General features: G+C 58.2%; 12 protein-coding genes. 8 read left to right on the forward strand and 4 right to left on the reverse strand.

Annotation, left to right across the window (positions count from 1 at the left end; translation table 11 throughout):
* Positions 1–11: 11 nt before the first annotated feature.
* Complete coding sequence (locus tag Q0903_RS05855) at positions 12–2,477, reverse strand: FAD-dependent oxidoreductase (protein WP_299413677.1); 2,466 nt, start codon at positions 2,475–2,477, stop codon at positions 12–14.
* Positions 2,474–3,826 (reverse strand): aminotransferase class III-fold pyridoxal phosphate-dependent enzyme, encoded by a 1,353-nt coding sequence (locus Q0903_RS05860; protein ID WP_299413680.1) that lies wholly within the window; start codon positions 3,824–3,826, stop codon positions 2,474–2,476. The genes Q0903_RS05855 and Q0903_RS05860 overlap by 4 nt, the downstream gene beginning before the upstream one ends.
* 218 nt (positions 3,827–4,044) lie before the next feature.
* On the opposite strand from Q0903_RS05860, the gene Q0903_RS05865 reads away from it, so the two are divergent.
* From Q0903_RS05865 to Q0903_RS05880, 4 genes are all read left to right on the forward strand, one after another.
* Entirely contained in the window at positions 4,045–4,980 is a 936-nt protein-coding gene (locus Q0903_RS05865; RefSeq protein WP_299413683.1) for a tripartite tricarboxylate transporter substrate binding protein, read from the forward strand.
* A gap of 85 nt (positions 4,981–5,065) precedes the next feature.
* Positions 5,066–5,605 carry a tripartite tricarboxylate transporter TctB family protein gene (locus Q0903_RS05870; RefSeq protein WP_299026391.1) on the forward strand — a complete coding sequence of 180 codons (540 nt, stop codon included), beginning with the start codon at positions 5,066–5,068 and terminating at the stop codon, positions 5,603–5,605.
* Between the two features lie 10 nt (positions 5,606–5,615).
* Positions 5,616–7,136 carry a tripartite tricarboxylate transporter permease gene (locus Q0903_RS05875; RefSeq protein ID WP_299026393.1) on the forward strand — a complete coding sequence of 507 codons (1,521 nt, stop codon included), beginning with the start codon at positions 5,616–5,618 and terminating at the stop codon, positions 7,134–7,136.
* 6 nt (positions 7,137–7,142) lie between these two features.
* Entirely contained in the window at positions 7,143–8,630 is a 1,488-nt protein-coding gene (locus Q0903_RS05880) for an aldehyde dehydrogenase (protein WP_299413687.1), read from the forward strand.
* 6 nt (positions 8,631–8,636) lie between these two features.
* On the opposite strand, the gene Q0903_RS05885 is transcribed toward Q0903_RS05880, so the two are convergent.
* On the reverse strand, positions 8,637–9,380 hold the full coding sequence (locus tag Q0903_RS05885) for an IclR family transcriptional regulator (protein ID WP_299413690.1): 744 nt from the start codon (positions 9,378–9,380) through the stop codon (positions 8,637–8,639).
* Positions 9,381–9,647: 267 nt separating this feature from the next.
* Between Q0903_RS05885 and Q0903_RS05890 the strand changes: the two genes are divergently transcribed.
* Entirely contained in the window at positions 9,648–10,517 is an 870-nt protein-coding gene (locus Q0903_RS05890; RefSeq protein ID WP_299413693.1) for a DMT family transporter, read from the forward strand.
* 63 nt (positions 10,518–10,580) lie between these two features.
* The gene (locus Q0903_RS05895; RefSeq protein ID WP_299413695.1) at positions 10,581–11,567 is read left to right on the forward strand and encodes a GlxA family transcriptional regulator; all 987 of its coding nucleotides are present in this window, start codon (positions 10,581–10,583) and stop codon (positions 11,565–11,567) included.
* On the opposite strand, the gene Q0903_RS05900 is transcribed toward Q0903_RS05895, so the two are convergent.
* Entirely contained in the window at positions 11,564–12,082 is a 519-nt protein-coding gene (locus Q0903_RS05900) for a glutathione peroxidase (RefSeq protein ID WP_299413698.1), read from the reverse strand. The two genes, Q0903_RS05895 and Q0903_RS05900, sit on opposite strands and share 4 nt — an antisense overlap.
* Positions 12,083–12,214: 132 nt before the next feature.
* On the opposite strand from Q0903_RS05900, the gene msrB reads away from it, so the two are divergent.
* A complete protein-coding gene (msrB, locus tag Q0903_RS05905; protein WP_299413702.1) occupies positions 12,215–12,664 on the forward strand; it encodes a peptide-methionine (R)-S-oxide reductase MsrB in 450 nt (149 codons plus the stop codon).
* Entirely contained in the window at positions 12,661–13,170 is a 510-nt protein-coding gene (gene msrA / locus Q0903_RS05910) for a peptide-methionine (S)-S-oxide reductase MsrA (RefSeq protein ID WP_299413705.1), read from the forward strand. The genes msrB and msrA overlap by 4 nt, the downstream gene beginning before the upstream one ends.
* Positions 13,171–13,226: the final 56 nt, after the last annotated feature.

The raw sequence follows: 13,226 nt of genomic DNA on the forward strand, positions 1-13,226 counted from the left end.
CCGAAACGGGTTTAACCCCGCATAATCTCGCCTTTTGGGTCATAAAATGGCGCAAGCTGCGCAATCACCGGATAGATTTTGCCCGCAATTTGCACCTCGAATCCGCCTTCGTCGATCCACGCCTTTGACGCACCGCCCTCACGCTCAATGCTCGCCAGCCCGACCATCGCCTCCAGTCGGAATCCCCACTCCCCCGAGGTAACATGCCCGACAATGTCACCATCTTTCCAGATCGGCTCATTATGGATCAGATAGGGACCGTCCTGCGCGTCAAGCTCCGGCACTTTGATCGCAACCGTTCGGTGCTTGGTCGCAGGGCCTTCTTCGGCTTTTTGGCGGGCAAGGCATTCCTGCCCGAGGAATTGCTCCACCTTGTCCAGCTTCACCGCAAACCCCAGACCCGTCTCAAACGGTGTATCATCTTCGCCGATGTCATGGCCAAAGTGACGAAAGCCCTTTTCGATGCGACAGGCATTCATCGCAAACATTCCCATATGGCGCAGACCGTGGGGCGCACCTGCCTCCAGCAGCGCCTCATAAACCCCTTCTGTAAACTCCGTCGGGAACATCATCTCATACCCCAACTCTCCCAGAAACGAGCGGCGGATCACCCAGCCGCGTGCATGAGCCACGTCAATCAGGCGCGCAGCACCAAAGGGAAAGGCCACATTCGACAGATCATCACCGCTGAGTGATTGCAGGATGCTACGCGATAAAGGGCCGTGCAGCGTCAGCAGCGAATAGCCCGAGGTCACATCAACCACCTCGAACTGCCATGCAGGGTCGGCGTTATCCCTGATCCAGCATTGGTCACGCATCTGGCTGGGGTGGCCTGTAACCACTATGAAAGACTGGGGCGCGGTCCGCGTTACAGTTACATCCGCCTCGATCCCGCCTTTTGCGTTCAGAAACTGGGTATAGACAGAAATGCCTACATCCATATCCATCTGCGCACCGCACACACGGTTCAGCGCGCGCACTGCATCAGGCCCCTGTACCAAAATCTTGCCGTACATCGATTGATCCAGCAGCACAGCGGCGTCGCGGGCGGCCAGACACTCCGCCTTGATCCGGTCCGACCACGGCTTCCACCGCAAGGAGGGCACATCAGACCACGTCGGGTCGTCTGCATCAAAATACATCGGCACTTCCCAACCGATACGCTCCGCCATGACAGCGCCCGCATCTTTCAGCGCGCGGTGCAGCGGCACGCGACGCACACCACGGGCAGACCCTACCTGCCGCCCCGCCCAGCTGATCCCGTAGTGAAAGCCCACGCTTTCCGCCGCACGCTCCTGATTATAGCGGGTGTTGGCCTGAAACGGATGTGCGCGCGCAGCCAGCAACGGCGCCATAGATCGTGACGGCGCGCCGTCGATCATCCACTCCGCCATCGTCAGGCCCGTCCCGCCAGAATTCAGGATACCGTTCGAGTTCATGCCCGTTGCCAGAAAAACGCCTTTCACTTCGGGCGCTGGCCCCAAATAGGGCCGACCGTCAGGCGTGAAACTCTCTGGCCCGTTAAAGAACGTCTGGATGCCCATGTTCTCCAGCGATGGCATCCGCGCAAACATGCGCATCAGGTCTTGCTCGACATGCTCCATATCAAAGGGCAGCTCGTCAAACTCGAAATCCTTCGGAATACCGGCTTTGGCCCATGCCTTGCCCTGCGCCTCAAACCCGCCAATCAGGATCTTGCCAGCATCCTCTTTCCAATAATTCCGCTCTTCCATGATATTCAGTATCGGCTGGCTGGAGGGGAGGCCCGCCACAGGTTCCGTCACTACATAGAAATGCTCGGCCGCGTGCAGCGGCACCGTAATCCCGTGGGATTTGGCAAACAGATGCGACCACATCCCCCCCGCGATCAAGACCTGTTCGGTGGCGATGGTGCCTTGGTCCGTGACCACAGCCACAACCTTGCCGTTCCTGATCTCCAAACGCTCGACCAGCGTTTGTTCAAAAACGTGCGCACCTTTTTGGCGTGCGCCCTTGGACAGCGCAATGGTCACGTCCAGCGGGTTGACCTGACCGTTGGAAGGCACAAAAAACCCCGACTGCACATCATCAATCACCAGCGCGGGCCAATGCTCCTTTACTTCATGGGGTGAGAGCATCTGACTGGGGATGCCCATCCGCGTGGCATGATCATGCGCACGCAAAAGCTGCTCGTGACGCACATCGCTCAGCGATATGTTGATCGTCCCATTCTGCTTGTATCCTGTACCCTGCCCTGTTTCTTCTTCCAGATCACGAAACAGGCGGGCGGTATATTTGCCCAGTTCAGTCTGCGCAGTGCTGTCGCGCAATTGCCCCACGATGCCAGCAGCATGCCATGTCGTGCCACTGGCGATGCGTCGCCGCTCGATCAAGACCGCTGGCACGCCGCGGTGCGCCAGATGGTACAAGGTCGACATCCCGATGATCCCGCCACCAATAATGACAACAGGCGCAGTGTTGGGCAAAACCCTGGTCATGCAGCGGCAAGTCCCTTGTCCAACGCAAACAGAATATCGGCCACGTCCTGCTGGGTGACGACCAGCGGGGGCGACAGGATCAGGTTCGGGCCAGAGACGCGCACCATCACGCCCGCCGCATGGGTGGCGTCAAAGATCGCCTTGATGCGCGGGGCATCCAGCGGCTTTTTGGTGGCGCGATCACTGACCAACTCCATCGCGTTCATCAGACCTTCGCCGCCGCGCACATCACCCACAACGTCATACTTGACCTTCAGTGCTTCCAGACCTGCCATCATCTCGTTGCCGCGCGCGGCAGCGTTCTCGTTCACCTTGAGGCGCTGGGTTTCTTTCAGACAGGCAATCGCCGCCGCCGCCCCCACAGGATGCCCCGAATAGGTATAGCCCGAGGCAACATTCGCCTTGCCCGTTTTATCATTCTCGAACGCCTCGGCGATATGATCTGCGATCATGACCGCACCGAAAGGAAAGTACCCGTTGGTGATCGCCTTGGCCGTCACTGAGAAATCAGGCTGCACGCCCCAGTGGCGACACCCCGACAATGACCCCGTGCGCCCGTAAGCGGTGATCACCTCATCCGCGATCAGCAGAATACCGTTGCGGTCACAAATTTCGCGCACACCGGGCATGAAACTGGCGTGAGGCGGAATAACGCCGCCAGCGCCCAACACAGGCTCCATGATAAATGCGGCAATCGTGCTGGCCCCTTGAAAGTTGATCTCGTCCTCAAGGGCCGCCAGACATAGCTGCGCCAACTTTTCGGGGTCGGTCTCGTTGAACGGGTTGCGGTAGGTGTAGGGCGCAGGAATGTGATAGCAGCCCGGCAACAGCGGCTCATACTGTGTGCGGAAATTCGGATTGCCGTTCACCGATGCACCACCTGTATGCGTACCGTGGTAGCCTTTTTTCAGGCTCAGGTATTTGGTGCGACCCGCCTCGCCGCAAACTTTATGATACTGTCGCGCAAGGCGCAGCGCGATCTCTATGCCGTCCGATCCACCAGAGGTGAAAAACGCACGGCTTAACCCGTCAGGCTCAAAAAACTCGCGCAGCATATAACTCAGCTCGATCACCGCATCATTCGAGGTGCCGCGAAAGGTCGAGTAATAGGGCAACTGATCAAGCTGGGCGGCAATGGCCTCTTTCACAGGCGCACAGGAATAGCCCAGATTGACGTTCCACAACCCGCCCACAGCATCAATCGTCTCATTCCCGTCTACATCAACAATGCGTACGCCATTGCCGCCCGTAATGATCTTGGGCGGATTGGCCAGACTATCCGCAGGATGCGTCATCGGATGCCACATGTGGCGGGCATTATTTTCCTTGAGAAAGTTATCATCTTTCATGGCGTTACCCTTTCCGGGGAATATGGTTCGCGGTCGGCTAGACAGGATGGGGTATAATAATACCTCCAGACACAGTCCGCCGGCCGCACAGTGACCAAGGTTTATCATATCAGGCGTTGAAGCTGTGCTGCTGGAATTGTTGACAGAAGTTAAAATCTGCGTCAAACTAAATTACACCAACGGTGTGAATAACGCACCGATAAAACAGGGAGACAGAAATGAAGAAAGTACTTTTGGCCAGCGTTGCATCGCTCATGGCCGTGCTGCCGGGCATTGCTGCGGCCGAATATCCGGAAAAACCAGTCGAGTTTGTCGTTCCGTGGCCTCCTGGTGATTCCGAAGATGTACTGACGCGTATGATCGCCGACGACTTTCAGAAAAAATACGGTGTGCCTGCAGCTGTGGTGAACAAACCTGGCGGCGGCGGCGGCCCTTTCCCTGGTGCGGTCGAAGTGGCAAAAGCCCCCGCTGACGGCTACACGGTCGGCTCCTTCATTCTCGCCGTGCCAATCATCGGCCCCAACATCGGCATTCCGGAACTTAACCCGAACCCGTTCGAGCCTCTGGGCGCGTTCCTCACCTACCCCTTCGTGATCGTCGCGGGCGGCGATGCGCCTTACGCCACGGTTGATGAGTTGGCAGCGCACGCGCAAGACAACGATGTCGTTTTGGGCCACTTCGGCGGCCCCCTCATTCCGACCAAAGTGACAATGGCGCTGGCCAAGCAAAAGGGCTTTTCTTTCGCCGCTGATGCCGCGTTCGACATGCTTGATTGCAACACGCTGGCCTCTGGCGATGTCGACGTGATGAACACCACGCTGCAACTGGTCCTGCCCTGTCTCGATGACATCAAGGTGCTGGCCTCCATCGGTGGCGAGCGGATCGGCCTGACACCCGACACCCCAACCGTGGGTGAGCTTGATCCATCCCTTTCCCTGTCGCTTTGGAACGGTCTGTTTGTGCACAAAGACACACCCGCAGACGTGCGCGAAAAAATCATTGCCGTCGCCAAAGAGACGATGACCTCGGAGCGCGCCAAGACCTACATGAAAGAGACAGGCGCGCTGGTGTATTGGCAAGACGCTGCCGACACGGTCAAACAGATCGAAGTCGACACGGAAGCACTGGGCAAAATCAACGCGATGCTTGAATAAGCCCTGCTCTAAATCCGGATAGCAGAATGAAAGGCGGGTCGCATGGCCCGCCTTTCATCAAACGATCAAGCCTCGGGATGTGCTGATGAAAAAGGTGAAAACACTTCAGGATCTTTTCAAACGGTACAGACGTCCGGGCGATCTTGTGTTCAGCGTCATGTTTTTACTGTTCAGCATTGCATTGCTTTTCAGTCTGCCCACGCAGAACACATGGGTCGGCAATACAAAACTCTTCTCGCAACCTGCCTTCTGGCCCTACGCCGCCGTCATCACAATGGCGGTTTTCTCGGCGCTGCATCTGGTATCTTCGCTGGTGTCTCCCGCGCTTGACGGCCGCTGGCGCGAGGTGTGGTTCTGGATCAGATCCATCGAATTTGCAGGCTGGTTCATGGCCTATGTGATCGCTGTACCGCAGCTTGGCTATCTGCCCGCCACCGTCCTTGTCGCTGTCACGCTGACATGGCGACTGGGCTACCGCAGCGCAAAGATGTTGTTGCTCGCCGCGGGGTTCGGGTGTGCCGTTGTCCTAATTTTCAAAACCTTCCTACAGGTGAAAGTACCGGGCGGCGCGCTCTACGAGCTACTGCCGACTGCGCTGCGCTCTTTCATGCTGACGTATTTCTAGGATCACCCATATGGAAACTCTATTCGCAGGCGCAGAGCTGTTGATGCGGTGGGATGTGTTGGCAGCCCTGCTGATCGGATCAATTGGGGGCGTCATTATCGGGGCCATTCCGGGTGTCGGGGCGGCTGTTGCCATCGCCATTCTGCTGCCCGCCACATTTTCGCTTGATCCTATTGTCGGGCTGACGATGCTCTTGGGCATCTACGGCTCGTCCATGTATGGCGGCGCGCTGCCCGCCATTCTTATCAATACCCCTGGCACCGCGGTGAACGCGCTTACCACTTATGACGGCTATCCCATGACCGAACGCGGCGAGCCGCAGCGTGCGCTTGCCCTTGCCTATTCCGCGTCCTTTTGGGGCGGAGTCTTCGGCATCCTGTGCCTCATTCTGCTCTCCCCCCTGCTGGCCCTCATCGCGCCACATTTTGGTAGCCGCGAGATTTTCCTCGCTGCCCTCTTGGGCGTCATTCTGGTGGTCCTCGCCCACAGAGGGCAGGTCTTTGCCGCAGGGATGCTTGCCGCCTTTGGCCTGTTGCTCAACACTGTGGGGCTGGACGTGAAATACAACCAGCGTATGACGTTTGAACAGACATGGCTGACCAGCGGTTTTGACCTGATCGTTGTGGTGCTGGGCCTCTTTGCCCTGAGCCAAGCATTCCTGCTGCTCACGGAAAAAGACAGCGCACCCAGAATCCTGCCCGTCCAAGGCAGGATCATGAACGCAATGAAGGAAATCTGGCTCTATAAACGCATCGCCACCGCCGCTGGCAGCTTTGGCGTGTTGATGGGCATGATCCCGGGTGTGGGCGAATTCACCGCGCAATTCCTGTCCTACACCTATGCGCGCAAATCCTCCAAAACGCCCGACATGTTCGGCAAAGGCTCCCCCGAGGGCCTGGTCGCGTCCGAGGCAGCAAACAACGCGGTTCCCGCCGCCGCCATGATCCCCCTACTTGCCTTGGGCATTCCGGGCGAGGCGCTGACCGCCATGATGCTGTCGGTGTTCTATGTGCACAATGTCATCCCCGGCCCACAGCTTTTCCAGAACCAACTTGATTTCGTCTATGCGCTTTATATCGCGATGCTGCTGCTCAATGTGATCGTGATCGTCTTCCTGATCTTCTCCACCAACCTGCTGACCAAAGTCATCCAGATCCCCACCCGCTTTCTGGGCATGGTGATCCTGATCCTTGGCTTTGTCGGCGTCTATTCACTGCGCAACTCGGTGGTCGATTGCGCCATTGCATCCGTCTTTGGGGTGTTGGGCCTGATCCTCAAACGCCTCAATCTGCCCGTGGTCCCCATTGTCCTCGGCATGGTCCTCGGCGGCATTATGGAGGTCAAACTGCGCTCTGCCATGATCCGCGTGAAAACACCGCTGGATTTTGTCGAACGCCCCATCGCCGCCATTCTCGCCATCATGATCGTCTTGGTGATCCTCGCCCATTTCAGAACCCTGCGCAAAGAGCATAAATTGCGTCTGGCCGAGGCTGATATCGACCACGATCTGCACGACACCCAGCAAAGGTAAACTCCCATGTCCGACCAAACGAAAATCGACGCCCTGCGCCACGCCCCCCTATCCCCGCGCGGCCTGCTGATCGACGGCCAGACAGGCCCCGCAGAGTCGGGCAAAACCGACACTGTAATCTCGCCCATCGACGGGTCCATCCTGACCACAACCGCCGCTGGCACCGCAGGTGATACCGAACGCGCCATCGCCTCTGCCCGACGCGCATTCGAGGACAAACGCTGGCGCGGTATGCCCCCTGCCGCACGCAAGAAAATCATGCTGCGATGGGCCGACCTGATGGAGGCCGAAATGCTGGCATTGGCCGTCATGGGCGTACGCAACAACGGCACCGAGATCGGCATGGCCCTCAAAGCCGAGCCGGGATCGGCCATCGCAACCATCCGCTATTACGCCGAAGCGATCGACAAAGTGTACGGCGAAATCGCACCGACCTCCGATGACGTGCTGGGCCTGATCCACCGCGAAGCAATCGGCGTGGTTGCTGCGATTATCCCGTGGAACTTCCCGCTGATGATCGGCGCATGGAAACTGGGGCCAGCACTGGCCATGGGCAACTCTGTCGTGCTCAAACCGTCCGAGACTGCCGCGCTCTCGCTGATCCGTATGGCCGAGCTGGCACTGGAGGCAGGCATCCCCCCTGGCGTGCTCAACGTGGTCACAGGTGCGGGCAAAATTGTAGGAGAGGCGCTCTCTACGTCAATGGACGTGGATGTTATCGCCTTTACAGGGTCGGGTGCCACAGGCCGCCGCCTGCTGCAAGCCTCGGCCGCCTCGAACATGAAACGCTGCTATCTGGAGCTGGGCGGCAAATCCGCCAACGTCGTCTTTGCCGATGCCAAAAATCTGGCCGAGGCCGCCGCCGTCAGCGCCGCTGGCATCTTCCGAAACTCTGGTCAGGTCTGTGTCGCTGGATCGCGCCTGCTGGTAGAGCACAGCATCCACGACGAATTTGTGGCCGAATTATCAAAAGCTGCGGCCGCTATAAAAGTCGGCGATCCGCTGGATCTGACCACCCAAGCGGGTGCCATAAACAACCAAACCCAACTCGACCAGAACCTTGCCTACGTTGAAACCGCACAGGCCGAAGGCGGAACAGTCGCGCAGGGTGGCAAACGTATCCTGCAAGAAACAGGCGGATATTACATGGAGCCAACAATCATCACAGGGGCCACCCCCGAGCACACGATTATTCAAAAAGAAGTCTTCGGCCCCGTCCTTGCCGTGAGCAGCTTTGCCGACGAGGCAGATGCAATCACCCAAGCCAACGCCACCGATTACGGTCTGGCGGGTGGCGTCTGGACGGCTGATCTATCACGCGCGCACCGCATGGTGCGGGAGTTGCGGACAGGCGTTGTGCACGTCAATACATACGGCGGCCCCGATGTGACCGTACCCATGGGCGGGGTCAAACAATCGGGCAACGGGCATGACAAATCGCTGCATGCGTTTGAGAAATACGTTGATCTGAAAACCGCATGGATCAAGCTCTGAAGCGGCCTAAAGCCCCGTCAACGCCATCTCGATTTCGCGTACAGCATTTCGAAGCTGTGGCAGCAGCACATCACAACGCGCGGGCGTCATCTCGTCCGTGGGCAGGGCAATCGCTATTGTGCCTGTCGGGTCGCCCGCCTCGCTATAGAACGGCATCGCGATGCTAGAGACATCCTGCTCGAACATATTGCTGACTTTCGCATAACCCTGCGCGCGAAACTCCTTGGTCAGGCGCAAAACCTCGGCCTTGGACGTGATCGTGTTCGGCGTGATTTTCTCGCGTTTCAGGTCCATAATCCGCGTAGCAGTCACATCAGAGGCAAAGGCCAGAAACACCAACCCCGATGCCGTGGCGTGATAATTCAAAACTTCGGCAGGAAGAACAATAACCACACGGCCCCGATTGGGCAGCTTATGCGCAATCGTCGTCATTCCCGATGGGCCGGGAATACCCACATGCGCCGTCTCATTTGTTTGGTCCACAAGGCGCGATACCACATCCTGCGCAATATGGCTGACAGGCACAGTCGCTTCCCTGATCCGCGCCAGCCGCAAAAACCCGTGACCCAAACGGTAACGCTTGGTCTCTTGGGATTGCTCGATGAAATTGTGCTCTATGAGCGCAACCAGCAAACGACGCGTTGCCGCCTTGTCCAGCCCCGACATTCGCGCCATTTCGCTCAGCCCGATTTCCTTGTTTGTAAAAGAAAACTGGTCCAGAACAGTGAGCGCCTTATCAACAGTTTTCATTGCCAGATGCCTCTCACGATAGAGGACATTGATAGCATATTTTGCACCGGTATTGTCAATAACGTACCTATCGCTTGGCTGAATTGACCGCCCGATGATACCTCACGATGCCTGCGCAACATTGGTCATATGCAAGGTCTGATGCCCCGCATCACCATCCCCCTAGTCAAGATTGGCTTAGGCTTACAGCCGGTCACACAATACAGCAGGTTGCCCTTTGTCCTGATCCGCCCCATTACTGACCCTGTATTCAAAGGACGACACCCCATGGACATTCGTGCAATCGGTCTGGGCCTTGCCTTCGCGCTGATGTGGTCTTCGGCATTTACCTCTGCACGTATCATTGTAGCCGATGCATCGCCCCTTGCCGCGCTTTCGGTTCGCTATTTTGTCTCGGGGCTGATCGGCATCGCGATTGCCCGCGTTTTGGGGCAGCACTGGAACCTGACAGGCGCACAATGGCGCGCCACCATCGGTTTCGGCATCCTGCAAAACGCCGTCTATCTGGGGCTGTTTTTTGTCGCCATGCAAACCATCGAAGCATCACTGGCCGCCATCATCGCCTCTACCATGCCGCTGATGGTGGCGCTGGCCGCATGGGCGTTTATGGGCGACCGCCTTGGCCCGCTGGGCATCATCGGCCTGATCGCGGGGCTTGGCGGTGTGGCATTGATCATGGGCGCACGGCTGACAGATGATCTGGACCTGATCGGCGTCACAATCTGCTTTATCGGAGTTCTGGCCCTCACCATCGCCACGCTTACAGTGCGCGGAGCCTCGTCAGGGGGCAATCTGCTGATGGTTGTGGGCCTGCAAATGCTGGTGGGCTGCGCCGCCCTCACCATTGCGACCCTCCTGTTCGAGACACCGCACGTCACACCCAGCTGGCCGCTGGCAATCGCATTTGCCTATACCTGCCTTGTCCCGGGCCTGTTGGCGACGTGGATCTGGTTCTTGCTTGTGGGCCGCATCGGGGCCACCCGCGCGGCGACCTTCCACTTCCTCAACCCTTTCTTTGGCGTTGCCATCGCCGCCGTCCTGCTGGGCGAGGCACTCGGCCCTCGTGATATCATGGGCGTGGTCATCATTGCGGCTGGGATCCTTGCCGTACAAATCTCGCGCCAGCGCAACGCCTGATACCGACATCACCATGCCGCACAGCGCCAAGTATTCTTGGTCTGGCTCTGTAACCATGTGTTCATGAGCGACATCAACAACCCGCCCAAATCCTACGCCTTTCTGCTTCTTGACGGGTTCTCGACGCTGGGGTTCTCTTGCGCGCTGGACGCACTGTCGCTCGCCAATCACCACCCGTCAGGCCGGCAGTTCTACCGCTGGCGGCTCTTGTCTGAAAATGGCGATATCGCAAAGGCATACAACGGCGTGAGCATCGCAGTCGACGGCCCGCTCAGCCCGCTGGAACGCGGCGAGACGCTGATCGTCTGCGCGGGCGAGCATGCGGGCAGAGCTGCGTCAAAACCCGTGCTCAACTGGCTGCGGCGCGAGGCACGGCGCGGCAATGATCTGGGCGCGCTATCGTCAGGCACCTACATACTGGCGCTGGCAGGTCTGATCGGCGGCAAACGTGTCACAACCCACTGGGAGTACAAAACCGCACTGGCCGAAATGCTGCCCGATGTCACGATGGAGGACACGATCTTTTCCATCGACGGGCGCATCTTTACCTCTGCGGGCGGGGCTGCGTCGATGGATATGATGCTGCACCGTTTGCAAAACGACTATGGCACCGACCTGGCCACATGGGTGGCCGACCAGATGGTCTATACCGTCCCCCGCAGCCATAGCGACGCCCAGCGCATGTCCCTGCAATCACGGCCCGAAGTGCGCAATGCCAAACTGCTCAAGGCGATGCAGGTGATGGAAAACAACATCGAAGATCCGCTAACCCCGGACGAGATCGCCGCCGCAATAAACCTCTCCACCCGCCAGATGGAACGCCTGTTCGCCAGATACCTGTCCATATCACCCAAACGCCATTACATGCGCGTCAGGCTGGAAAAAGGGCGCAACCTGCTGCGCCAGACCGACATGTCAGTCACCGATATCTGTGTGGCTTGCGGGTTTCGCTCCCTGTCGCATTTCTCGAAAAGCTACCGCGCCAACTATGGCATTTCACCTGCATTAGAGACGAAAAGCAGCAGCGTCCTTTGGTCTGGTACGCCTTAATTCAATTGCGCTTCAATCGCTTTAGGGATCGCACCGCGATCTGGCTTTGCATTTGCGCCCCACGTTGCCACCACAGCACCATCTGCCCCGATCAACACTTTGTTGAAATTCCAGCGCGGCACGAACCCCGTCTCTGCCTTGACGTCTTGATAAAACCGATGCGCCTTGGACCCGCGCACATGCAACATATCTGTCATCGGCAGCGTCAGGTTAAAGTTCACTTCGCAAAACTCCTTTACCTCCGCCGCACTCGCCAGCTCTTGGTTGAAATCATCTGACGGCACGGCCAACACCACCAGCCCCTGCGCGCTATAGCGGTCATGTAGCGCCTGTAACCCGTCGTACTGCGGCGTGAACCCGCATTGCGAGGCTGTGTTCACAACCAACACAGGCTGGCCCGCGAAATCGCTCAACGCGATCTCGCCTCCGTCGATGGAGGGAAACACCGCGTCACGCGGGGCCGCCACCGCCATACCGCCCCACAGCGCCACTATCATCGCCATAATCAATCGCATGTTGTATCCTCCTGATAACTATACGCACGGATGACGCCGCAGGTTCACAATCAGTTTGCCCTAGCAATCCACCCCTTTGATTTTCCCGCCAAAGCACCATCTAATAGAGCAGACCAGCGGTAAGGAGCGCCCATGACCCAATACACCAAGAACCCAGACGTCATCGCCACCCTCTCACCCGAGGAATTTTACGTCACACAAGAAAGCGGCACAGAGCGACCGGGCACAGGCAAACTGCTGTCCAACAAAGAGCCGGGGATTTACGTCGACATCGTGTCGGGCGAGCCTCTGTTCGCCTCCGCAGACAAATACGAGAGCGGCTGCGGCTGGCCAAGCTTTACCAAACCGATCGAGCCTGCACACGTACAGGAACTAACTGACAGCAGCCTCGGCATGGTCCGCACCGAAGTGCGCAGCACCCACGGCGACAGCCACCTCGGCCACGTCTTTCCTGACGGTCCGCAGGATCGTGGCGGCCTGCGGTACTGCATCAACTCGGCCTCGCTGCGGTTCATACACCGTGACGATATGGAGGCCGAAGGTTACGGCGATTACATCAATCAAGTGGAGGACGCAGCATGAACAAGCAGCGCGCAGTACTGGCAGGCGGATGTTTCTGGGGAATGCAGGACCTGATCCGCAAACGTAAAGGCGTGGTGGCAACCCGCGTCGGATATTCAGGGGGCGATGTTCCCAACGCCACCTACCGCAACCACGGCACCCACGCCGAAGCGATCGAGGTGATCTTTGACCCAACCGTTCTCAGCTATCGCGAATTGCTGGAACTGTTCTTTCAGATCCACGACCCAACTACCATCAACCGCCAAGGCAACGATATGGGGATGAGCTATCGCTCGGCCATCTACTATGAGGATGAGGACCAAAAGGCCGTAGCCCTCGACACCATCGCAGATATCGAAGCGTCAGGCATCTGGCCGGGCAAGGTCGTCACCGAAGTCGAGCCGGTCTCGGATTTTTGGGAAGCAGAGCCAGAGCATCAGGACTACCTAGAGCGTATTCCCAACGGCTACACCTGCCATTTCCCCCGTCCCGACTGGGTACTGCCCAAACGCGCCGCGGCAGAGTAAAACGGCAAGGGTCGCCCCACGCGGGCGACCCTAAGATACCGCCAACTGAGAGACGC

It is taken from the genome of uncultured Sulfitobacter sp., from assembly GCF_947502895.1.
In the GTDB taxonomy this organism is placed as follows: domain Bacteria; phylum Pseudomonadota; class Alphaproteobacteria; order Rhodobacterales; family Rhodobacteraceae; genus Sulfitobacter.

Excerpts from the sequence above, each read along its gene's own strand:
- Q0903_RS05855 (WP_299413677.1), bottom strand. The coding sequence starts at position 2,477 with ATGACCAGGGTTTTGCCCAACACTGCGCCTGTTGTCATTATTGGTGGC.
- Q0903_RS05860 (WP_299413680.1), bottom strand. The coding sequence starts at position 3,826 with ATGAAAGATGATAACTTTCTCAAGGAAAATAATGCCCGCCACATGTGG.
- Q0903_RS05865 (WP_299413683.1), top strand. The coding sequence starts at position 4,045 with ATGAAGAAAGTACTTTTGGCCAGCGTTGCATCGCTCATGGCCGTGCTG.
- Q0903_RS05870 (WP_299026391.1), top strand. The coding sequence starts at position 5,066 with ATGAAAAAGGTGAAAACACTTCAGGATCTTTTCAAACGGTACAGACGT.
- Q0903_RS05875 (WP_299026393.1), top strand. The coding sequence starts at position 5,616 with ATGGAAACTCTATTCGCAGGCGCAGAGCTGTTGATGCGGTGGGATGTG.
- Q0903_RS05880 (WP_299413687.1), top strand. The coding sequence starts at position 7,143 with ATGTCCGACCAAACGAAAATCGACGCCCTGCGCCACGCCCCCCTATCC.
- Q0903_RS05885 (WP_299413690.1), bottom strand. The coding sequence starts at position 9,380 with ATGAAAACTGTTGATAAGGCGCTCACTGTTCTGGACCAGTTTTCTTTT.
- Q0903_RS05890 (WP_299413693.1), top strand. The coding sequence starts at position 9,648 with ATGGACATTCGTGCAATCGGTCTGGGCCTTGCCTTCGCGCTGATGTGG.
- Q0903_RS05895 (WP_299413695.1), top strand. The coding sequence starts at position 10,581 with ATGAGCGACATCAACAACCCGCCCAAATCCTACGCCTTTCTGCTTCTT.
- Q0903_RS05900 (WP_299413698.1), bottom strand. The coding sequence starts at position 12,082 with ATGCGATTGATTATGGCGATGATAGTGGCGCTGTGGGGCGGTATGGCG.
- msrB (WP_299413702.1), top strand. The coding sequence starts at position 12,215 with ATGACCCAATACACCAAGAACCCAGACGTCATCGCCACCCTCTCACCC.
- msrA (WP_299413705.1), top strand. The coding sequence starts at position 12,661 with ATGAACAAGCAGCGCGCAGTACTGGCAGGCGGATGTTTCTGGGGAATG.